Here is a 21079-nt window from a genome sequence, read left to right on the forward strand (position 1 = left end):
GAATACCAGGTATGCCATGGGGGAAAGACCGGCCGCGTAGATTAAGCCTGGCCGTCGCTTCGCCACTGGGGTGGGGCATTACCTTGAGGAGTTGCCGTGGGCGTCTGGCGCCGTTGGATTTTTCCGAGCCTGAGAATTGTCATTTTTGCGGTCATCGCCATCGCGCTGGTGAAGGTCGCCTTCTTCCCAGATAAGGCGGCCGGGAACGAGGCCGTCGCTCCCTCGGGCAACATCGACGACCAGGTGGTCAGCGTGGTCACGGGCAACATCGCCAACCAGATCGAACTGGCAGCCACGGTAGTTGCCGATCCCGCGATTCCCGCTCGTGGGACGCTGGCCGGCGAGGTTGCCGAGCTGCACGTGAAGGAGGGAGCACGGGTGAGTGCCGGGGCGGTTATCGCGACCGTCCGCAAGGAGATCGAGCAGGAACCGGTGACCCGCACCGATGCCGAGGGTAATGTCACCACAACCACACCGCCGACCAAGTACCGCACGGCGCAGGTCACCGCACCCGCCGCGGGAACCGTGAGTTCGCTGCCGATGGTGGTTGGCCAGTCGGTGTCCATCGGAGACACGGTCGCACAGATCGCCCCCGATACCTTCTCGGTCACCGCGACGATCGAGCCCGCACAGCGGTTCCGACTGACCGAGGAGCCCACCGAGGCCCGCGTCTCGGTAACCGGTGGACCGGATGAGTTCACCTGCACCGCCCTGCGCATCATCACCCCGCTGGAGGGACAGTCGAGCACCCCGGACAACCCGGGTTCGGGGGCGACCCCCGGCGGTCCCACCGTGCGCTGCGCGGTGCCCGGTGACGTACGCGTCTTCGCCGGTCTCGGCGGCAAGCTGATGCTGCCCGGTGGATCCGCCGAGAACGCACTTCTGCTGCCGGTCACAGCGGTCAAGGGCAGCTCCCAGGGAGGCTCCGTCTGGATCGTAACCGCCGATGGCACCCAGGAAAAGCGTGACGTCAAGCTGGGTCTCAACGATGGCCGTCAGGTTCAGATCACCGAGGGACTCGCCGAGGGTGACAGCGTACTGGAGTTCATTCCGGTGGAGGACCCCACAAACCCGGGTGGCGGCAACGGTGGTGGCGAGGAGTGCATTGAACAGCCCGATGGTAGCGTTGTCTGCTCCTCCGTGCAGGAGGGATAGTGAGTCTTCTGCACCTGGAGCGGGTCACCCGTGCGGTGCGCCTGCCCGATGATACGGTCCTGCCGATCCTGCACGATGTGAGCCTCACGGTTAACCCGGGGGAGCGGGTCTCGATTGTCGGACGTTCCGGATCGGGAAAGTCCACCCTGCTGAACATCCTCGGTCTGCTGGACAATCCGACAACCGGAATCCTGCACTTTGACGGGGCCGATGTGTCCCGTTTGTCACAGCGTCGCCGGGATCGGCTGCGCGGGAACAACGTGGGTTTCGTGTTTCAGCAGTTCAACCTGCTGGAGGGACGCACGGCGCTGGAAAACGTGTTGATGCCGCTGATGTACTCACACGGAACCGAGTTTTGGCGTCGCACCCGAATCGCCTCCGAGATGCTGGAGCGGGTGGGACTTGGGCATCGACTCGCCTCGCTGCCCGGCAGCCTGTCCGGTGGTGAGCAGCAGCGCGTCGCCATCGCCCGCGCGCTGGTTCGTCGCCCGCGGCTGATCCTCGCGGATGAGCCCACCGGCGCCCTGGATTTGGAAACCGGAAACAGTGTCATGGCCCTGATGGATGAGATTGTCCGCGAGGACGGTGCATCACTGGTGACCATCACCCACGACGCGGCCATCGCCGAGCGCAGTGATCGCCACTTCCGCCTGGACTATGGCATTCTCACCCCCGATCAGCCGGTCCCCGCGGCGGCCTCGGCCGCACCGGCGACCCTCGCCGCCCCCGTGATCGTGGCAACGCCGGAGGAAAACGCATGAACGGCTTTTTTGCGGGCATCGTCGGAGCCTTCTCCGACGCCGCCCAGGAGGTCCGTGTCCACCGTGGGCGCGTCCTGCTCTCCCTGGTGGGGGTTGCGGCGGCGGTTACCGCACTGACGGTGTCGATGGCCTTTGCCGACATCGCCCAGCGCACGGTGGTTGAACAGATGGAAACCTATATGGGGCGTCCCACCACCCTGGATCTCAACGCCATGCCCAAGGGGGAGCTGCGCCTCGATCAGGTAGAACAGATCGAAGACGCGTGGTTTGCGGTGATGGATCGATCGGATGTGAGCTATGCCACCCGTGAGGCCAACGCCACCGCACGCATGAGATTCAGCGATGGTGCGCAGGAGGTGAGCCTGCAAATCGTTGATCAGCCGTACGCAACGATGCGGCACACACGCATGCTTGAGGGCAGCTGGTTCGCCCCCGGGGATTCCCAACGGCTGGCACCGGCGATCGTGGTGAGCCGCTCGTTCCATCAGGCGCTCGGAAGCCCGGATCTGCGAACCCACCCGACCATCGTGAGCCCGGGGCTGGGTAATGCGCGCCTGGTAATCATCGGCGTGTATGACGGTCCGCTCTTCGAGGGCATGATGCCCGAGGCCATGATGCTGACATCCTCCTATCGCCAGGTGGCGTCGGAGACGGATGTGGTGAGTACGGCGAGCGGCATTCGGTATCAGATGTGGGTGCCGCAGGACATCGGTGAGGAGCTGGGCAAGCGCATCGAGCAGTCGATGAGTTCCGCCCTGGGCACCGATTTCAGCGTGAATGTGTATAACAACAACCAGGGTGGGATGGACCCCAGCCAGGATCCCACGGTGATTTTCCGCCTGCTCTCGCTGGGAATCGGTGCGATTATTCTGATCCTTGGTGCCCTGGGCCTGGTGAATATCGCGATCGTCTCGGTGCGCCAGCGCGTGCGCGAGATTGGCGTGCGCCGCTCCTTCGGGGCGAGCACCGGTCGGGTGTTCTTCTCGGTCATGATGGAGAGCGTGGTCGCCACGGTGGTGGCCGGATTTGTCGGGGTGATGATCGCGATCCTGATCATGCGCATCCCCGCCGTCTACGGGATCTTTACAGGTGGTGCGGTGGGCACCGGGGCACCGGCCTTCCCGGTGGGGGCCGCGGTAACCGGCATGGTCGCGGCGACCATCGTCGGGGCCCTGGCCGGCCTCATCCCGGCGATCATCGCGACCCGGGTGAAGGTGATCGACGCCCTGCGCTACTAGCGCCGCTGGAGCGATATTCTCCCCGTCGAAATCCGCGGGTCACCCGGCAAGAAACGCCGCGTGATTCCGCGGATTTCCGCGTCAATCCCGGAAAAAATCGGTGGGGCGCAGTACCGTAGAGAACATGGCTACCCGTTCCACACCCACCGGACCGCGCAAGAAGTCGACCCCCACGTCGGCCACCGCGCGCAGCGGTGGTGCGCGCAAAGCCGCCGGTGCCTCGGCGAAATCGGGCACGGGCGCCGCGGCTAAACCCGCGACCGCGACCACCAAGGTCACGTCCTCGCGCGCGTCCAAGACCGCGCAGACGCCCACCGTGGCCTTCCCCGCCGAGTCCTCCCGCAACCCGATTGCGGTGGCCTGGATGGCGCTTGCGCACGTGGTGGGCGGTGCCTTCCGCGCTTTCGGTAGCGAAAAGCTGGAGCCCGAAGAGCGCCGCGACGGCGTGCCGTTCCTGTTTTTCCTGCTCGCGGTGATCGGTGCCGCGGTGGTCTGGTTCGGGGTGAACAACCCGGTGGCCCAGAACCTCAACGCCTGGAGCTTTGGCGGCCTGGTGGGCCAGGTGGCCTTTGCGATGCCGGTGATCCTGATCCTGCTGGCGCTGTGGCTGTTCCGCAATCCCAGCTCGGTGCACGATAACGGGCGTATCGGCATCGGCCTGTCCATCGCGCTGATCTCCGTCACCGGGCTCTGCCACACCTTCTCCTCGCTGCCCGATCCCAGCCAGGGCCTGCCCGCCCTGGCGGCGGCCGGTGGCCTGATCGGCTGGATGATCGGCGGCCCGCTGACCTTCCTGCTGACCCCGATCGGCTCGGGCATCGTGCTCTCGCTGGTCCTGGCACTCAGCCTGCTGATCATCACCAAGACCCCGCCGAACCGCATCGGTTCGCGCCTCAAGGAACTCTACGGCTGGCTATTTGGTGCCGATGTGCACACCGAACCGCGGGCAAAGGCCGACGCCTCCTCGGCTTCGGCCGCCGCCGAATCGGACATCGAGGACGATCCGATCGCCGATCCCAACATGCTGCCCTGGTGGCGTCGTAACTCCTCCAAGCGTGAGGAGGCACCCGAAACCAGCGCCCCCGCCGATTCCGATGCACTCACCGAGCTGCTGGGTGGCACCACCCGCGGTGGCTTTGACAGCGCGCTGGAGCCCGAGGTTGTGGCACCGGTCCCCGACAACACCGCGGGTCAGACCGAGGCCATCGCCCACCTGGCCGCCGCCGAGGCGGCCCTCGACGGCTACGCCGCCGCCGGTGCTTCGAGCGGGCTGCGCGAGGACGATGCGACCGACCAGACCGAAATCCTGCCAGACCTCACCTCGGTGGCGCTGCGCGACGGCTCGGACACCGGGGAACTCGCCCGCGGCGGCATCCCCGATGTCCAGAGCGGCCCCTATCAGCTGCCCTCGGCTCAGGCGCTCTCGGCGGGAACCCCGCCCAAGGCACGGTCGGCCGCCAACGATGCGATCGTCGCGGCGATCACCGAGGTGTTCGCCCAGTTCAAGGTGGATGCCAAGGTCACCGGCTTTAGCCGTGGCCCGACGGTGACCCAGTACGAGATCGAGGTGGGTCCCGGCGTCAAGGTCGAGCGGATCACCGCGCTGCAGAACAACATCGCCTATGCGGTGGCCTCCAACGAGGTGCGCATCCTCGCCCCGATTCCCGGCAAGTCGGCGATTGGTGTGGAGATCCCCAACACCGACCGTGAGATCGTCTCCCTCGGCGACGTACTGCGCTCCCCGGTGAACGTCAAGGCCACCCACCCGATGACCATCGGCGTGGGCAAGGACGTCGGCGGCGGGTTTGTGGTGGCGAACCTCGCCAAGATGCCCCACCTGCTGGTGGCCGGGTCCACCGGTTCGGGTAAGTCCTCATTTGTGAACTCGATGATCACCAGCCTCCTGATGCGCGCGACGCCGCAGGAGGTCCGGATGGTCCTGATCGACCCCAAGCGCGTGGAGCTTGCGCCCTATGCGGGCATCCCGCACCTGATTACCCCGATCATCACCAACGCCAAGAAGGCCGCCGAGGCGCTGCAGTGGGTCGTCAAGGAAATGGACATGCGCTACGACGATCTGGCAAGCTTCGGCTTCCGCCACATCGACGACTTCAACCGAGCGGTCCTCGGCGGCGAGATCGTGCTGCCCGCCGGTTCCGAGCGTGTGCTCAAGCCCTACCCGTACCTCCTGGTCGTGGTGGACGAGCTCGCCGACCTGATGATGGTGGCCCCGCGCGACGTGGAAGACTCGATCGTGCGAATCACCCAGCTGGCGCGTGCCTCCGGTATTCACCTGGTGCTGGCGACCCAGCGTCCGTCGGTGGACGTGGTGACCGGTCTGATTAAGGCCAACGTGCCCTCGCGTCTCGCCTTTGCGGTGACCTCGGTGACCGACTCCCGCGTGATCCTGGACCAGCCCGGTGCCGATAAGCTCATCGGCCAGGGTGACGCCCTGTTCATGCCGATGGGCGCCTCCAAGGCGCTGCGGGTCCAGGGTGCCTGGGTCAACGAGGACGAGATCGAAAAGGTTGTGCACCACGTCACCGCCCAGGCGCGTCCCGACTACCGCAAGGACGTCGAGGCCGTGATCGAGAAGAAGGAGGTCGACGCGGATATCGGCGATGACCTCGAGCTGCTGTGTGAGGCCGTTACCCTCGTGGTCGGCACCCAGTTTGGCTCGACCTCGATGCTGCAGCGCAAGCTCCGCGTGGGCTTCGCCAAGGCCGGTCGCCTGATGGACCTGATGGAGTCCCGTGACATCGTGGGACCCTCGGAGGGATCCAAGGCCCGCGATGTCCTGGTGACCGCCGAGCAGCTGCCCGGGACCCTGGCGCTGTTGCGCGGGGAGACTCCGCCGCCCGCCGCCCCTGCCGCTCCGGCTGCTTCCGCCACTCCGGCCGCCGCGGCCCCGGCCGGCCTGCCGCTGCCGGGCCCGGTGGATGACGACGCCCCCACCCATACCGCCGCGGCACCCGCCGTGGATGATCGCTACGCCGATGACCCGGTCGAGAAGCAGTTCGAGGGGTATCCGGTGGTCAACGCCGATGACGAAGACGGCGAAGACGCCTGGGGACTGACGGGACGAGACTGAACATGACCACACCCACACCGGCCACCGTGCCCTCCAACTGGAACCTGCCCAACGCGATCACCGTGTTCCGCATCCTGCTGGCCCCGCTCTTTATCTGGTGGGTGCTGGCCGATGGCGGCGCGGATGGACCGCTGCGCTGGTGGGCCGCGGGACTGTTTATCTTTGCCATCGCGACCGACGGAATCGACGGGGCCATCGCCCGGCGCACCGGTCAGGTGACCGATCTGGGCAAGCTCCTGGATCCGATCGCCGATAAGGTGCTCACCGGTGGCGCACTGGTAGCCCTCTCGATCATCGGTGAGCTGCCGGTGTGGGTCACCGTGATCGTGCTGGTGCGCGAGATCGGAATCACCGTGCACCGGATGATCGTGGTCAGTGACCACGTGGTTGCGGCCGCCTGGATGGGCAAGCTCAAGACCGTGGCCCAGGCGGTCGCGATCTCGCTGGCCCTGCTGCCCTTCCCGATGCTGCTGGGCGATTGGGTCAACGTGGTGAATATCATCACGATGACCATCGCCGTGGTGCTCACCATTGCCAGCGGCATCGACTACGTCATCACCGAGATTCGCGGACGCGCCCGCCGATGACCGGGCACCCCGCGTCCCCGGTCGAGCCGACCGATGCCCGGGCGGCGGAGTATGGGGACGCTCGGTCGCGGGAGGCCGAGCTGGCCGCCGTCGTGGCCTGTGGCTACAGCATCGCCGTGGCCGAGTCGCTGACCGGTGGTCTGGTACTCGCCTCGATCGTTTCCGTTCCCGGAGCCTCGGCGGTGTTGCGCGGGGGAGTGGTCGCCTATGACACCGAGCTCAAGCACCGTGTGCTCGGGGTGGATGCGGCACTGCTGGCCGAATTTGGACCGGTGGATCCCCGGGTGGCCGAGCAGATGGCACGCGGGGCCCGGCGGATCGGAACCACCGCGGCGGGTGAGGCACAGATCGGTGTCTCGACCACGGGGGTGGCCGGCCCCACGCCGGATCCGCAGACCGGTACCCCGGTGGGGACCGTCTTCATCGGGATCAGCAGCGTCCGTGGTGACCGCTCGATCGCGGTGCATGCCCACGGCGACCGGGCGCAGATTCGCGAGTGGAGCGTGCGGGCGGCGATCCGCGCGGTGCTCGACGAAGCCCGGATTCTCGGGGAACACGCCAATTCCTGAAGATTCGCCGATAACCTGGAATAGACCCCCGGGGGGCTGGGTTATATTCGGTGTCAACAAAAGTGCGGCAAGATCTCACCGATTCCGGGGTTTCCCAGGGAACGGTGTAGTAATCTAAATCATCCCTCGGGTTAATCGATCCGGGGTCGCACGGCAGAAAGGGAGGCCCCAATGGTACTCGTACGTCAGGAAATCGGCGACGTTCTTCGTGACTTCCGCCTGCAGAAGGGACGCACTCTGCGTCAGGTTGCGGGCAAGGCCAGCGTGGCTCTCGGCTACCTCAGCGAGGTTGAACGTGGTCAGAAGGAGGCTTCCAGCGAGATTCTCGCCTCGGTAGCCGACGCGCTCGACACCCCCATCTCAGTCATCATGCGCGAGGTTGGTGATCGCCTGGCGATCATCGAGGGTCTCGCCCCGATCCCGGACACCATTCCGGAGAGCTTCACGGCCGACATCGAAGCCGAACTCGCGATTCGCTAGTCCCGCCGGCACAACACCCCGCACGAATTCGTGCGGGGTGTTTGCGTTGTGGGGCATCGTCTCCTTGGTGTGGGCCGAGGGTGTGCTGAATGAGTGCCGAGGCGTGTGGGGGCAGGGTCGGGGGAGTTGGGTAGGCTGAACGGGTGAAAAATAGCGAACTGCGCCATGCGATTGCCGCCGAGTTTGGTGCCGGATACGGCGGTGTGCTGATGCGCGACCTGGCGCTGCGAGACCTCGATGGGCGTACCGGAGATGAGGCCCTGTCGGCCGGGGTTCCCGCACGCGATGTGTGGCTGGCGCTGTGCCGCGAGAACGAGGTGCCGCGCGATCGCTGGGACGGCGTGCGTCTGCCCGCCCCGCGCGACTAGGTAAACGATCCGAAAACTCCTTCGACACGCCGCGAGCAATATCTCGAACATTCGTTCGGATCGGCGTATGCTCCTACACAGGACGAAATCTTCGGATTGTTATCCACAAAAGGACCACAACTCGACCCGGTGTCGGAGGGTGATCCTAGAGTCGAAGCAACCGGAGCAGATCGCTCCAGCCTTGTTCACCGAGGGCGTGCCGGTGGCGCTGAAATCAGCACCACGCGGGCACACGGCATCCAGATGTCGCCTCGGGACAGTATGTAGGCGCATCACCCACGAACGTAGCGCGCAGCCGCTACCGAGACGAAAGAGAGACGGCCATGGCTTCACCCACGGATCGCGAAAAAGCACTCGAAACCGCCCTTGCCCAGATTGACCGCCAGTTCGGCAAGGGCTCGGTTATGCGCCTCGGCAGCGATGAGCGCGCCCCCGTAGAAATCATCCCCACCGGCTCGATCGCCCTGGACGTTGCGCTCGGCGTGGGAGGCCTGCCCCGCGGCCGCATCATCGAGATCTACGGCCCGGAATCCTCGGGTAAGACCACGCTGACCCTGCACGCCATCGCCAACGCTCAGCGCCAGGGCGGTATCGCCGCCTTCATCGACGCCGAGCACGCCCTCGACCCCGAGTACGCCAAGAAGCTGGGTGTCGACATCGACGCGCTGCTGGTTTCTCAGCCCGACACCGGTGAGCAGGCGCTGGAGATCGCCGACATGCTGATCCGCTCGGGCTCGATCGACCTGGTTGTCATCGACTCCGTGGCGGCTCTGGTGCCCCGCGCCGAGATCGAGGGTGAGATGGGAGACTCTCACGTGGGTCTGCAGGCTCGACTGATGTCGCAGGCACTGCGCAAGATCACCGGTGGCCTCAACCAGACCAAGACCACCGCGATCTTCATCAACCAGCTGCGTGAGAAGATCGGTGTGTTCTTCGGTAGCCCGGAGACCACCTCCGGTGGTAAGGCGCTGAAGTTCTACGCCTCGGTTCGCCTCGACATCCGCCGTATCGAGACCCTCAAGGACGGCTCGGACGCCGTGGGTAACCGTACCCGCGTCAAGGTGGTCAAGAACAAGATGGCTCCGCCCTTCAAGCAGGCCGAGTTCGACATTCTCTACGGTGTGGGTATTTCCCGCGAGGGCAGCCTGATCGACTTCGGCGTCGAGCACGGTCTGGTCAAGAAGTCCGGTTCCTGGTACACCTACGACGGAGACCAGCTGGGTCAGGGTAAGGAAAACGCCCGTAACTTCCTGATCAACAACCCCGATATCGCCGCCGACATCGAGAACAAGCTGCTGGCAAAGCTCGGCATCGGCGCGGCCGGTGCTCAGGCCAAGGCCGATGCTGCCGCCGCCGAGGCTGCGGCCGAGGCCAAGGCGACCGCCGCCAAGAACGCGCCCGCCGCCCCGGCGAGCGAGGCCCCGGCGGTAGCGCTCAAGCGCGGCGCGTAGTTTCATGGTCCGCTTCATCGATGAGGGACCTTCCTCGGAAGGTTCCGAAACCGAGAACGGTGGGCCCTCACGTTTCGGCGGGGCCGCCGGCGTATCCTCCCTCGAGTCTTGGCCCTCCTCGCGTTCGCGCGGGGAGGCTTCGGCCGAGGAGCGGGACGCCGCGGCCCCGTCGGCGTTTGCCCCCACCTTTGCTCCTGCCTGGGGTGTGATCCCGGCATCGGCCGAACCGGCCCGGGACTCCGCCGCGGCAGGGGATCCGAGTGAGCCCCAGGACCGCTCGGAGTCCCCGGCTGAGACGCCTGCCTCCGGGACCTCGGCGGTTGAGGCATCTGCAGCCGCTGCCCCTGCGTTTGAGGAGACGGCGGTCGAGGAGCCGCTGGCTCCGGTGATCTCGCTGGGCGGTCGACGGCGGTCGGCATCCACGCGATCGGGCGGCGGCGAATCGGGCGGCGCGGAGTCGGAATCTGTCTCCGCCAGGAGTGCGTCGGCCCCTGCCGTGGCCGACAACTCGGCGGCCGCCCCGGAAGCGTCCGGGATCCGCCCGGTGCGGGGAATCGTCTCCGATCTCACAACCCGGGCCCGAAAAACCGTCGAGGCTGACTCGGGTACCCCTGGTGATGGTGCATCTGAGCCTGCGTCCACATCGGCCGTCCCGCCGGCGCATACGGCGGCCTTCGAGGAGTATCCCGACACCGAGATTCCCAGCTTCTCCGCCCGGTTCGGGCTGGACGAGGAGGAGGAAGACTTTGAGGATGACGGCGAGTCCAAGGAGGTCGAGGAGGAGATCGTTCCGCCCACCTTCGATGAGGCGGTAGAACTCCTTGTGCGTCGGCTTGCCCGATCCGCGCTGAGCCGTGCCGAGGTGATCTCCGAGGTCGAGCGGCTGGGCCTGGAAAACGACGGTGCCGAAGCCGTGGCCGAACGTCTGGACGAGCTGGGCTATCTGGATGATGCGGTGCTGGCCGAACAGCTCAAGCACTCCCTCTACGATCGCAAGGGCAAGTCCCGTCAGGTGGTGGCCCGGGAAATGGCGCAGCGAAAGATCCCAAACGAGGTCATTCAGGATGCCCTGGCCGAGGTTGCCGATGACGACGAACTTTCCGCCGCCACCGCGCTGGCCAAGAAGCGGGTCGGGCAGATGAGCTCGATCGATGATGCCGCCGCCGAACGTCGCCTCACCGGCTTCCTCGCCCGTCGGGGATACCCCGGATCAATCGTGCGCGAAGCCGTGCGAGCGGCACTGGCAACCCGTGGGTCCCGCGGACGCGTGACCTTCCGCTAGCGACGCATGTGGGGAAGGGCGGGTATTCTCCCGCCTTCCTCCACAGGCCAGAGTTATCCACCAGGTGGGTCGTGCGGCCACACGGGCGGTCCGGGTTTCGTAGAATGGACACATGAGCACTTCCGTGAGTTCCTCGCCCGTCAGCACCCCCACCATCATCGCGCCCTCCGAGGCGGCGGTAGGTACCGGTGGTCGTCGGCGTACCTATGAGGTGCGTACCTACGGATGCCAGATGAACGTGCACGATTCCGAGCGACTGAGCGGGTCGTTGGAGGCCGCCGGCTACGTTCTCGCCGCCGGTGAGGAACCCGATGTGGTGGTCATCAACACCTGCGCGGTTCGGGAAAATGCCGACAATAAGCTCTACGGCAACCTGGGCCACCTGGCGTCGGTCAAGAAGCGTCACGAGGGCATGCAGATTGCCGTGGGTGGTTGCCTCGCGCAGAAGGACAAAAACGTCATCCTGGAAAAGGCACCCTGGGTTGATGTGGTGTTCGGAACCCACAACATGGGGGCACTGCCCAACCTGCTGGAGCGTGCACGCCATAACGATGAGGCTCAGCTGGAAATTCTCGAGTCGCTGGAGACTTTCCCCTCGACGCTGCCGACCAAGCGCGACTCGAGCTATAGCGGCTGGGTCTCGATCTCGGTGGGATGCAACAACACCTGCACGTTCTGCATCGTGCCCGCGCTGCGTGGCAAGGAGAAGGATCGTCGCCCGGGCGAGATTCTTGCCGAAATCCAGGCGTTGGTCGACGATGGTGCCATCGAGGTCACCCTGCTCGGGCAGAACGTCAACAGCTACGGCGTTGAGTTTGGCGACCGCTTCGCCTTCAGCAAGCTGCTGCGCGCGGCGGGTCAGATCGAGGGGCTTGAGCGCATTCGCTTCACCAGCCCGCACCCGGCGGCCTTCACCCAGGACGTCATCGATGCGATGGCCGAAACCCCCAGCGTGATGCCGCAGCTGCACATGCCGCTGCAGTCGGGTTCGGACACGGTCCTCAAGGCCATGCGTCGGTCCTACCGCAGCAAGAAGTTCCTGGGGATTCTCGACCAGGTGCGCGAGAAGATTCCCCACGCGGCGATCTCCACCGACATCATCGTGGGCTTCCCCGGTGAGACCGAGGAGGATTTCCAGGAGACCCTGCGGGTGGTCGAGGCCTCACGTTTTGCCACCGCGTTCACCTTCCAGTACTCGGTGCGTCCGGGAACCCCCGCCGGGGAAATGGAGAACCAGATCCCCAAGGCCATCGTGCAGGACCGCTACGAGCGTCTGGCCGCGCTTCAGGACCGTATCTCGCTCGAGGAAAACCAGGCGGTAGTGGGCCGCGAGGTTCGTATCCTGGTTGCCACCGGTGAGGGCAAGAAGGATGCCGCAACCCGGCGGATGTCCGGCCGCGCCGAAGACTCCCGTCTGGTTCACTTCTCGGTACCCGAGGGCTCCGAAATTCCGCGTCCGGGCGATGTGGTCACCGCGGTGGTCACCGAGGCCGCACCGTTCCACCTGATCGCCGACGCCCCCGAGGGCACCCTGCTGAACATTCGTCGCACCCGTGCGGGTGATGCCTGGGACCGCGATCAGGCCGAGTCCTGCGGAGTCCCCAGCGATCCCGGGGCCGTATCCTCCGCGTCCGCCGGTGGGCCGGTAAACCTCGGCTTCCCGAGTCTGCGCGTGGGACCGCCGGTCGCGGCCTCGACCAGCAGCACCGTGCCGATCTACAACACCAACGACGACCTGCGATAGGCGTGAGTATCTCCGAAAGTTCACGGAATCCGTCGGCCTCGGAATCAGGGGCAAGCACGAGCACGAGCACGAGCCCGAACCCGAGTACGAATCCAGTTTCGAGCCCGAATCCGAGTCTGAATCCGAATCCGGCTTCGGATCTGAGCGAGGTTACGAATACCAGCGCGCGCGAGCGGGAGCCGGGGCAGACCTGGTCCGGACCGCTGCTCCGGGACCTGGGGAAACCGCGACTGATAGCCGTGGTGGGTGCCACCGGTACCGGGAAGAGTGACCTATCTCTCGAGCTGGCGCGGAGGCTCGCCGGCTACGGGCAGCGCGCCGAGATCATCAACGTGGACGCGATGCAGTTTTATCGCGGCATGGATATTGGCACGGCCAAGCTCAGCGTCGCCGAGCGCTCGGAGTTTCCGCACCACCTGTTCGACATTCTGGACCCGCACCAGGATGCGGCCGTCGCCCACTATCAGCCCGAGGCTCGCGGCATCATCCGTGACGTCCTTGACCGGGGTGCCTGGCCGATCCTGGTGGGTGGTTCTGGCCTGTACGTGTCCAGCGTGCTGTTCGATTTTGAGTTCCCCGGCCAGGACCCCGAGATTCGGGCCCGGCTGGAGGCCGAGCTGAGCGCCCAGGGGCCCGGCATGCTCTTTCGCCGGCTGCGGGAGCTCAGTCCCGAGGCGGCCGAGAAGATCGGTCCGCACAACGGACGCCGCATCGTGCGGGCGCTGGAGGTTGCCGAAATCACCGGGGAACCCATCGCCGGCACCCTGCCGGACGAGCCCGTATGGTGGACACCCACCCTGCTTATCTCGCTCACCGCGCCGCGCGAGGACCTCGTCGCCCGTCTGGATGCGCGGGTGACCCGCATGTGGGAGGCCGGGCTGGTTGCCGAGGCCACCGGTCTATTCGAGGCGGGGATCGATGCCGGGGTCACCGCGAGACGGGCGATCGGGTACGGCCAGGCCGCCGCGCAGATCCGTGGGGAGATGACCGAAGCCGAGGCAATCGAGGACACTCGTCGTCTCACCCGTCGCTACGCGCGTCGTCAGGTGAGCTGGTTCAAGCGCTATCAGGGGGCCCATGTGTTCGACACGGTCGCCGAGACGCTGCCCGAGATCGCCGAACACATTCTGCCCTCCGCCTCGTCCTGACCCCTCACCCCTGACGCGGGGACCGACAGCCGCCCCTGCCCAGCACGCGTGGAAACGGCACACGCCGCACCGGTTTCCCGGTGCGGCGTGTGCCGTTGTCGGCGGTGACTACGAGCGGGTCGCGCCCACCGCCTCGCGCTTCTTCGCCCCGCGCCGGCGCAGTGCCTGGAACAGGGTGAAACCGATCGCGATGGCCATCAGCGAGTACAGGGTAATCGTGATCGGGGAACCCACCAGGATGCCCAGGTCACCCTCGGAGACCGCGAGCGAGCGACGCAGCTCGGTTTCGGCCAGCGGACCGAGGATCGCGGCGATCAGCACCGGGGCCAGCGGGATCGAGAAGCGGCGCATCAGGAATCCGAGCAGTCCGATGCCCAGCACCAGCCACAGGTCCATCTCGGCCGAGGCAATCGCATACACACCGAGCATCGCAAACAGGGTGATCCCCGCGTAGAGGTAGTGCTTGGGTACCAGCAGCAGCTTGGCCCAGACGGCGGCGAAGGGCAGGTTGATGATCAGCAGGATGATCAGCCCGACAAACAGGCTCGCCAGCAGCGGCCAGACCAGGTCGGCACTGCGCTCAAACAGCAGCGGTCCGGGCTGCATGCCGTACTGCTGGAAGGCCGCGATCATCATCGCCGCGGTGGCCGAGGTGGGCAGTCCCAGCGCGAGCAGCGCCCCCATCGCGGTTCCGGCGGTCGCGTTGCCCGCGGCCTCGGGGGCCGCCACACCCTGGATCGCGCCACGCCCACCAAAGTCGGGATCCTTGCGGCGCTGAGCGAGCTTCTTCTCGGTGCCGTAGGCGAGGAAGGTCGGGACCTCCGAGCCGCCCACCGGGATCACACCGAACGGCACACCGAAGCTGGTTCCACGCAGGAACGCGGGGAAGGCCTTGCGGAACTCAGACCAGTTCAGAAACGGCGATCCGCCGGCCGAAACCCGGGTGACCGCGCCGTCGCGGTGAATCCGAGACGCCACATGCAGCACCTCGCCGAGTGCCAGCAGGCCCACGGTGATCACGATGATCGAGATGCCGTCAAAGAGCTGCGGGAGACCCAGGGTGAATCGGGCCGCCCCGCTGGGACCGTCGATTCCGACCATGGCCAGGGCCAGGCCGATCGCGAGGGCGAGCAATCCGCGCAGCACCGATTCGGCCACAACCGAGGAGATCGCCACGAAGGCGAAGGCGGCGAGTGCGAAGTATTCGGCCGGGCCGAACAGGGTTGCCAGCTTCACCAGGTAGGGCGCGAAGAACACCACCAGCGTGGTTGCGATCATCCCGCCCAGGAACGCGCCCATCGCCGAGGTTCCCAGGGCCTTGGCGGCGCGGCCGTCCTTGGCCATCCGGTGGCCCTCAAACGTGGTGGCGATGGCCGAGGAGTTGCCGGGGGTGTTGAGCAGGATGCCGGCGGTGGAGTCCCCAAACAGTCCACCAAAATAGATGCTGGCAAACATGATGAAGGCGCCGGTGGGATCCAGGCTGAAGGTCACCGGGAGCAGCAGGGCCACCGCCATCGCCGAGCCCAGGCCCGGGAGCACACCCACGGCGGTACCGAGGACCGCGCCGATGAGGAGCCAGAGCAGGTTGATCGGGGTCAGCGCGACGCTGAATCCCTCAAGCAGGTGGGTTAGCTGATCCATGTCCGGACCTCCAAATTCATCGCGTCAACAAGCGGGGGACGGGTGCCTAGCCAAGCCATGAAAACACCCCCGAGAGGATGCCCGAGGGCAGGGTGAGGCCCAGGCCCGCGGAGAACGCGAGTTGAATGGCCGAGGACATCAGGATCGCGATGGCGATGTCAAACACCGGTCGCTTGCTGCCCAGGGCCCGGGCGATGACCCAGAACAGCACGGCTCCGGCGAGAATCCACCCCAGCGGGACCAGCAGCAGCACAAACCCGACCAGACCGGCCAGCACAAATCCGAAGGTTTTCCAGTCGGTTCCGGTGCGCGGCACGTCGTCCCCGGTTGCCGAGGCGACCACTCGGATTTCCGAGGTGGTGTCGATGTCACCGAGTTCGCCCAGCAGGTCGGGGTCCATGCCCAGGTCATCGCTTCCCCCGGCACCCACCTCGGCCTCGGGGTTGCGGATGATCTGAACGGCCAGCAACACCCCGAGGATGCCCAGCCCGGCGCTGACGATGGTGGGGAAGAACTGCGGGCCCGGCACGCCGGATCCCGGTGGAACCTCCATGGTTGCGGTCCCGATGCCGAGGAATACCCCGAGGCCCAGCACCAGGGCGGCGACCACGAGCTCGCCGCGCCCGTGCCACCAGGAGGCATCGGCCGGACGGGTCGGGGTGACGGATGTGGTGGTCATAGTCCCAGCTCCCTAATCAGATCGGACACCCGAATGGTTTCCTCCTCCAGGAAGGCGTCAAACTCGGCCCCCACCTGGAAGGAATCGGTCCAGTTGTTGCGACGCAGGGTGTCCTGCCACTCGTCGGTGGCGTGCAGTTCGGTGATGATCGCGACCATCTCGTCCCGGGCCTCATCGGAGATGCCGGGCGGGGCAACGTAGCCGCGCCAGTTGGACATTTCCACGTCGATCCCCGACTCGATGAACGTCGGCACGGGCACCCCGTCCAGACGCTCGGGGGAGGAGATGGCCAGGGCACGCAGGGTGCCGGCCTCGATCTGGTCGCGGAACTCGTTATAGCCCGAGATCCCCGCGGCCGCGGTGTTGGAGAGCATCGAGGCGAGCACCTCGCCGCCGCCCGAGTAGGCGACGTAGTTGACGTCCCCCGGGTTGATCCCCACGGTGCGCCCGAGCAGGCCGCTGAGCAGGTGATCGATGCTGCCGAGGGATCCGCCGGCGATCGAGTGCGCGCCGGGAGCCTGCTTCCAGGCCTCGGCGAACTCCTCCATCGTGGTGTAGGGGGAGGCCGCGGGGACCACGAGCACGCTGTAGTCATCGGCGAGGCGCGCGATCGGGGTGGTGTCGGCCAGTGATTCGGGCGTCTTGGAGAGCGCACTGGCACCGATCATCACCGCCCCGGTGACCATCAGGATGTCATCGCGTCCATCCATCTGAACCAGCTTGCTCAGCCCGATCGTCCCGCCCGCCCCGGGCACGTTGATGACCTGGGCGTTGTTGACGATGCCGGCCATGCGCAGGCCCTGCTGGCCCTCGCGGCCGAAGCCGTCCCAGCCTCCACCGGGGGAGGCCGGCGCCATGATCGTGAGTTTGCTGCGTGCCGAGGCGGTGGACCCCGAGGCGCTGGCATCCATCGCCGCCGCCGTGAACACACCGATCGTGAGGACTCCCACCACGATCGAAAGAATCGTTTTCTTCATGTTTGTTCCTTCCGCTTCCGCCACAACGCTGTGACGCAAGTTTGGTGATCCCACGCTAGGCGCCCGGGGCGGCGCGGTCTATTTGTGTGTTTTGTGGTCTTAAATGACCGTGCCGGGTAGCCGAGGGACGGCGCGGGCGCTGGTAGCCTGGCGGTGGCCCGCGGGCCATGAGGAGGACGATGGTGTCTGGGCAGAAGACGATGGGGCGCTCCGAGCGCTACCCCAGCGCGCCGCGCCGACTCACGCTGCTCCTGGTACAGGTGGGGATCGTGTTTGTCTGCCTGGGAATCACGGTGATCGTGGCGCTGATGGTGCAGGAGCGCCAGATTCGTGCGGCCACCGAGGAGCGGGTGATCCGGGTGGCGGAGTCGCTGTCGAACCTGCCCGTGGTGCGTGCGGGGATCACGGCACCCTGGCCCACCGGGGAGCTCCAGCCGGTTGCCGATCTGGTGGCCGAGGCCGCGGGGATGGACTACGTGGTGATTACCGATACCGCGGGGATCCGACTCACCCATCCCAATGCCGCCCTGGTGGGGGAACGGGTTTCAACCGATCACCGTCGGGTCCTCGCGGGGGAGCACTTTGTCGGGGTCGAGGCGGGCACCCTGGGCCCAACCCTGCGTGCCAAGATGCCCGTTTTTGACACCTCGGGGACGGTGATCGGCACGGCCTCGGTGGGCATCCTGGAAAGCGCAATCGCCGAGGACATGCGTGACGGTGTCGCCGGCCTGCTGCCCTGGGCGCTGGGGTCCCTCGCGGTGGGGATCGGGGCGGCCGCCCTGGTCACGATGCTGCTGGGACGTCGCCTGGACCGGCTTGCCCGCGACGCCCGCGACCTCGTGGTGCAGCGCCGGGTGGGTGCGGCCCTGGGGGAGCAGTCCCATGAGTTCACCAACCGACTCCATGTGCTCTACGGTCTGTTGGAGGATCGGGAAAATGACGAGGCGCTGGATTACATTCGTACCCTCGTGCCCGTGGATGCCGAGGCCCGGCTCGGCCTGACGGAGCGGGCGGGCGAGGCTGACTCCGCCGGGCAGACCGGCCCGCGTACGGCCCCCACACCGGTGTCCCGAAGCGGCCTGCGCACCCTGATCGAGCGGCACCGCACAATCCTCACCGATCGGGGTGGCGTCCTGGAATGTGACGCCGATGAGGCGGGGGTCGGCAGCCTGGACACCGAGGAGTTTGAGGTGATCGCGAATCTGCTCTCGAATGCCGTGGACGCGGCCGGGCCGCGAGGCCGGGTGGACCTTCGGTTGGCACGCGGGGCCGAGGGACTCTCGATTCGGGTGAGTGATAGCGGCACCGGGATCGATCGCGCGGATCATGAACGCATCTTTGAGCAGGGCTTTAGCACCAAGACGCGGGGGGACCGAGACCTTCCTCGTGGATTCGGGCTGGCGCTGGTAGCCCGGGTGCTGGATCACCGTGGCGGCTGGATCACCGTGGGAGAGCCGGTGGATGGATCCTCGGGCACCCGGATGGATGCCCTGGTGCCACCCCTGCACCCCATGAACGCCACAACCGGGCGGGCGCAAGACCCCGTCGCGATCGATCCCGATTCGAGGGAGGAACCCCGATGATCCGCACGCTGATCGTGGATGATGACCCGGCCGTGTGCCGCATGCATATTCGCGCTCTGGAGCGTCTTCCGGGCTTTGTCGTCGCCGACACCGCGGCCACCGGGGCCGCCGCGCTGGATCGGCTCCTGGATGGCGATATCGACCTGGTGCTGCTGGACATTCACCTCCCCGATTTCAGCGGGGTCGAGGTGTTGCACCGTCTGCGCCAGCTCAGCGACGATGCGGTGGATGTGATCGTGGTGAGCTCGGCCAACGATGGCATCACGGTGTCTCAGGCGGCCTCGGCGCGGATCGCCGACTACCTGGTTAAGCCCTTCTCACGCGCCCTGTTTGAGCAGAAGCTTGGTGCATATCGTGACGGTTCTGCGGCGACCCGCCCGCGGGTCGACCCGGCACCGCTGGGTCAGGAGGACGTGAACGCGCTGATCGAGGCCGGGCGGGGTGGTGATCGCCGTCTGCCCAAGGGCCTCTCGGAATCCACCGCACGGCTGGTGGAAAACGCCGTGTCCACCGAGCACGCCTCCTCGTCGATCGAGGTTGCCGCGGCCTGCGGACTCTCCCGGATTACCGCCCGGCGCTACCTCGATCACCTGGTGCGCACGGGGGTGCTGCGCAGCGAGCACCGCTACGGGCAGCGTGGACGCCCGGAGATCCTCTACCGCCGTCGCTGACCGGGTTTTCCGATGCGGGCCGCGACGCCTAAACTGGGGCAATGGCGAACACACTCGATTTCCACAAGGGCCACGGCACCGGCAACGACTTTGTCCTGATCACCGATCCCGACGCCCGGCACGAGCTGACCCCGGCTACCATCGCCGCCCTGTGTGATCGTCGCTTCGGGATCGGTGCCGACGGCCTGATCCGCGCCGCCCGCTCCGCCTCCCTCGAATACGGGGCCGAGAGCCTGGCCGAGGACTCCGGTGCCGAGTGGTTCATGGACTATTACAACGCCGATGGTTCGGTGGCCGAGATGTGTGGCAACGGGATCCGCGTGTTTGTGCGCTACCTGATCGAAACGGGTCTGGTTACCCTTGAGCGCGGCGAAACCATCGCGATCGGGACCCGCGCGGGTGTCCGCGACGTCCAGGTGACCGCCGGCGGATTTGCCGTGGACCTGGGACGCTGGCGTCTGGAGGAGGACGGCCCGCTGGTGCACACCCGCGGGGTCGAGGTCGCTCGTCCGGGTGTGGGCATCAACGTGGGAAATCCGCACGTGGTGGTTGCGCTCGCCGATGACTCCGAGCTCGACCAGGCCGACCTCACCGTCGCCCCGACCCTGGACCCGGCCCCCGAGGCCGGAGCCAATGTGGAACTCGTGGTCCCCGCCGCCCAGCTCATTCGCGACGGCGTGGGTCAGATCCGTATGCGCGTGCACGAGCGCGGCTCGGGAGAGACCCTCTCCTGCGGCACCGGGATCGCCGCGGCCGCCCTGGCCACCCGCTTCTGGGCCGGCCCCACCGCCCCCAACCAGTGGCGGGTTACCGTGCCCGGCGGTGTGTGCGCCGTGCGCATGTTCCCCACCGAGGACGGCGAGCACGTGTCCCTCTCGGGCCCCGCGGAACTGGTCTACACCGGCACCGTGGACCTGGACGCGCTGCACCGGGTCTAGGCGCCATACCCAAAAGGCCCCGGTGGACGTGAATTCCACCGGGGCCTTTCTCGTGTGTGATCGCTACACGAAGTCGGGCAGATCCTCATCATCGGCGGCGGAGTGATCCACCAGGATCACCCGGAAACCCTTGGCGGTGGTGTGACGGCTCACGGTGAACTCACTGCCCAGGGTCTCGGCGATCCAGCGCTGCAGCGAGTCACCACCCAGGTTCTTCTGCACCACGAGCCAGGCCTCGCCCTGCTCGACCAGGCGGGGTAACCAGTGCTCCAGCATGCCGTGCAGGACGTCCTTGCCCACGCGGATCGGTGGGTTGGACCAGATGGCCTCGAACCGGATGTCCGCGGGGACCTCATCGGGGTGCACGGCACGGATGTTGGTGATTCCCAGGTCGGCGGCGTTCTTACGCACCAGGTCGAGTGCACGATCGTTCACATCCACGGCCCAGACGGTGGCCTCGGGGCTCAGCAGTGCGAGCTCGAGCGAGATCGGGCCCCAGCCGGCACCGAGGTCGAGCAGGTTACCGTGGGTCGGCGGCTCGGGCACCTCCTCCAGCAGAATGCGGGTGCCCTCGTCGAGGTGGGCGGGGGAGAAGACCTTGTTCGCGGTGGTCAGCGTGCGCTCGACGCCGGCAATGCGCGCGGTGATGGTTCGATAGACCGCATCACCCGCGGGTGTTGCATCAAAATAGTGTTCACTCGACATATTTAGACCGT

Annotated in this window: 19 protein-coding genes; 15 read left to right on the forward strand and 4 right to left on the reverse strand. The window is 66.6% G+C overall.

Annotation, left to right across the window (positions count from 1 at the left end):
* Window positions 1-96: 96 nt before the first annotated feature.
* From M2390_RS01165 to miaA, 12 genes are all read left to right on the forward strand, one after another.
* The gene (locus tag M2390_RS01165; protein ID WP_259176456.1) at window positions 97-1155 is read left to right on the forward strand and encodes an efflux RND transporter periplasmic adaptor subunit; all 1059 of its coding nucleotides are present in this window, start codon (window positions 97-99) and stop codon (window positions 1153-1155) included.
* Window positions 1155-1916 carry an ABC transporter ATP-binding protein gene (locus tag M2390_RS01170; RefSeq protein ID WP_259176457.1) on the forward strand — a complete coding sequence of 254 codons (762 nt, stop codon included), beginning with the start codon at window positions 1155-1157 and terminating at the stop codon, window positions 1914-1916. The genes M2390_RS01165 and M2390_RS01170 overlap by 1 nt, the downstream gene beginning before the upstream one ends.
* A complete protein-coding gene (locus tag M2390_RS01175; RefSeq protein WP_259176458.1) occupies window positions 1913-3154 on the forward strand; it encodes an ABC transporter permease in 1242 nt (413 codons plus the stop codon). Before M2390_RS01170 ends, M2390_RS01175 begins: the two co-directional genes overlap by 4 nt.
* 124 nt (window positions 3155-3278) lie before the next feature.
* Window positions 3279-6245, forward strand: a complete 2967-nt coding sequence (locus M2390_RS01180; RefSeq protein WP_396822328.1) for a DNA translocase FtsK 4TM domain-containing protein — start codon at window positions 3279-3281, stop codon at window positions 6243-6245.
* A 2-nt stretch (window positions 6246-6247) separates the two neighbouring features.
* Window positions 6248-6832 carry a CDP-diacylglycerol--glycerol-3-phosphate 3-phosphatidyltransferase gene (gene pgsA, locus M2390_RS01185; RefSeq protein ID WP_259176459.1) on the forward strand — a complete coding sequence of 195 codons (585 nt, stop codon included), beginning with the start codon at window positions 6248-6250 and terminating at the stop codon, window positions 6830-6832.
* Window positions 6829-7401 (forward strand): CinA family protein, encoded by a 573-nt coding sequence (locus M2390_RS01190; protein ID WP_259176460.1) that lies wholly within the window; start codon window positions 6829-6831, stop codon window positions 7399-7401. The genes pgsA and M2390_RS01190 overlap by 4 nt, the downstream gene beginning before the upstream one ends.
* Window positions 7402-7572: 171 nt before the next feature.
* Complete coding sequence (locus M2390_RS01195; RefSeq protein ID WP_030143050.1) at window positions 7573-7881, forward strand: helix-turn-helix domain-containing protein; 309 nt, start codon at window positions 7573-7575, stop codon at window positions 7879-7881.
* A gap of 143 nt (window positions 7882-8024) precedes the next feature.
* Window positions 8025-8249 carry a DUF3046 domain-containing protein gene (locus M2390_RS01200; RefSeq protein WP_259176462.1) on the forward strand — a complete coding sequence of 75 codons (225 nt, stop codon included), beginning with the start codon at window positions 8025-8027 and terminating at the stop codon, window positions 8247-8249.
* Between the two features lie 323 nt (window positions 8250-8572).
* Window positions 8573-9700, forward strand: a complete 1128-nt coding sequence (gene recA / locus M2390_RS01205) for a recombinase RecA (protein ID WP_043321270.1) — start codon at window positions 8573-8575, stop codon at window positions 9698-9700.
* A gap of 4 nt (window positions 9701-9704) precedes the next feature.
* The gene (locus M2390_RS01210; RefSeq protein ID WP_259176463.1) at window positions 9705-10982 is read left to right on the forward strand and encodes a RecX family transcriptional regulator; all 1278 of its coding nucleotides are present in this window, start codon (window positions 9705-9707) and stop codon (window positions 10980-10982) included.
* Between the two features lie 112 nt (window positions 10983-11094).
* Window positions 11095-12726, forward strand: coding sequence for a tRNA (N6-isopentenyl adenosine(37)-C2)-methylthiotransferase MiaB (miaB, locus tag M2390_RS01215; protein WP_259176464.1), 1632 nt, complete (start codon window positions 11095-11097; stop codon window positions 12724-12726).
* A gap of 230 nt (window positions 12727-12956) precedes the next feature.
* Window positions 12957-13874, forward strand: coding sequence for a tRNA (adenosine(37)-N6)-dimethylallyltransferase MiaA (gene miaA / locus M2390_RS01220; RefSeq protein ID WP_259176796.1), 918 nt, complete (start codon window positions 12957-12959; stop codon window positions 13872-13874).
* Between the two features lie 108 nt (window positions 13875-13982).
* On the opposite strand, the gene M2390_RS01225 is transcribed toward miaA, so the two are convergent.
* Genes M2390_RS01225 through M2390_RS01235 form a run of 3 tightly spaced genes read right to left on the reverse strand, consistent with a single transcriptional unit; the run spans window position 13983 to window position 17171 of the window.
* A complete protein-coding gene (locus M2390_RS01225; protein ID WP_030143055.1) occupies window positions 13983-15515 on the reverse strand; it encodes a tripartite tricarboxylate transporter permease in 1533 nt (510 codons plus the stop codon).
* Window positions 15516-15561: 46 nt separating this feature from the next.
* Window positions 15562-16194 (reverse strand): tripartite tricarboxylate transporter TctB family protein, encoded by a 633-nt coding sequence (locus tag M2390_RS01230; RefSeq protein WP_259176466.1) that lies wholly within the window; start codon window positions 16192-16194, stop codon window positions 15562-15564.
* Window positions 16191-17171 carry a tripartite tricarboxylate transporter substrate binding protein gene (locus M2390_RS01235; protein WP_121688240.1) on the reverse strand — a complete coding sequence of 327 codons (981 nt, stop codon included), beginning with the start codon at window positions 17169-17171 and terminating at the stop codon, window positions 16191-16193. Before M2390_RS01235 ends, M2390_RS01230 begins: the two co-directional genes overlap by 4 nt.
* A gap of 179 nt (window positions 17172-17350) precedes the next feature.
* On the opposite strand from M2390_RS01235, the gene M2390_RS01240 reads away from it, so the two are divergent.
* The 3 genes from M2390_RS01240 to dapF are packed head-to-tail and all read left to right on the forward strand — an operon-like array spanning window position 17351 to window position 20363.
* Window positions 17351-18754, forward strand: coding sequence for an ATP-binding protein (locus M2390_RS01240; RefSeq protein WP_259176467.1), 1404 nt, complete (start codon window positions 17351-17353; stop codon window positions 18752-18754).
* Window positions 18751-19425 carry a response regulator gene (locus M2390_RS01245; RefSeq protein ID WP_259176469.1) on the forward strand — a complete coding sequence of 225 codons (675 nt, stop codon included), beginning with the start codon at window positions 18751-18753 and terminating at the stop codon, window positions 19423-19425. Before M2390_RS01240 ends, M2390_RS01245 begins: the two co-directional genes overlap by 4 nt.
* Before the next feature lie 41 nt (window positions 19426-19466).
* Window positions 19467-20363, forward strand: a complete 897-nt coding sequence (gene dapF / locus M2390_RS01250; protein ID WP_259176471.1) for a diaminopimelate epimerase — start codon at window positions 19467-19469, stop codon at window positions 20361-20363.
* A gap of 63 nt (window positions 20364-20426) precedes the next feature.
* Here the strand turns inward: dapF and M2390_RS01255 are convergent, their stop codons facing one another.
* Complete coding sequence (locus tag M2390_RS01255) at window positions 20427-21068, reverse strand: class I SAM-dependent methyltransferase (RefSeq protein WP_259176472.1); 642 nt, start codon at window positions 21066-21068, stop codon at window positions 20427-20429.
* Window positions 21069-21079 lie beyond the last annotated feature (11 nt).

The sequence above is a fragment of the Mycetocola sp. BIGb0189 genome, assembly GCF_024810155.1.
Classification (GTDB): Bacteria; Actinomycetota; Actinomycetes; order Actinomycetales; family Microbacteriaceae; genus Mycetocola; species Mycetocola lacteus.

Coding starts and splice junctions, on each gene's coding strand:
- M2390_RS01175 (WP_259176458.1), top strand. CDS start 1,913: ATGAACGGCTTTTTTGCGGGCATCGTCGGAGCCTTCTCCGACGCCGCC.
- M2390_RS01180 (WP_396822328.1), top strand. CDS start 3,279: ATGGCTACCCGTTCCACACCCACCGGACCGCGCAAGAAGTCGACCCCC.
- pgsA (WP_259176459.1), top strand. CDS start 6,248: ATGACCACACCCACACCGGCCACCGTGCCCTCCAACTGGAACCTGCCC.
- M2390_RS01190 (WP_259176460.1), top strand. CDS start 6,829: ATGACCGGGCACCCCGCGTCCCCGGTCGAGCCGACCGATGCCCGGGCG.
- M2390_RS01195 (WP_030143050.1), top strand. CDS start 7,573: ATGGTACTCGTACGTCAGGAAATCGGCGACGTTCTTCGTGACTTCCGC.
- recA (WP_043321270.1), top strand. CDS start 8,573: ATGGCTTCACCCACGGATCGCGAAAAAGCACTCGAAACCGCCCTTGCC.
- M2390_RS01210 (WP_259176463.1), top strand. CDS start 9,705: ATGGTCCGCTTCATCGATGAGGGACCTTCCTCGGAAGGTTCCGAAACC.
- miaB (WP_259176464.1), top strand. CDS start 11,095: ATGAGCACTTCCGTGAGTTCCTCGCCCGTCAGCACCCCCACCATCATC.
- M2390_RS01225 (WP_030143055.1), bottom strand. CDS start 15,515: ATGGATCAGCTAACCCACCTGCTTGAGGGATTCAGCGTCGCGCTGACC.
- M2390_RS01230 (WP_259176466.1), bottom strand. CDS start 16,194: ATGACCACCACATCCGTCACCCCGACCCGTCCGGCCGATGCCTCCTGG.
- M2390_RS01235 (WP_121688240.1), bottom strand. CDS start 17,171: ATGAAGAAAACGATTCTTTCGATCGTGGTGGGAGTCCTCACGATCGGT.
- M2390_RS01240 (WP_259176467.1), top strand. CDS start 17,351: ATGGTGTCTGGGCAGAAGACGATGGGGCGCTCCGAGCGCTACCCCAGC.
- M2390_RS01245 (WP_259176469.1), top strand. CDS start 18,751: ATGATCCGCACGCTGATCGTGGATGATGACCCGGCCGTGTGCCGCATG.
- dapF (WP_259176471.1), top strand. CDS start 19,467: ATGGCGAACACACTCGATTTCCACAAGGGCCACGGCACCGGCAACGAC.
- M2390_RS01255 (WP_259176472.1), bottom strand. CDS start 21,068: ATGTCGAGTGAACACTATTTTGATGCAACACCCGCGGGTGATGCGGTC.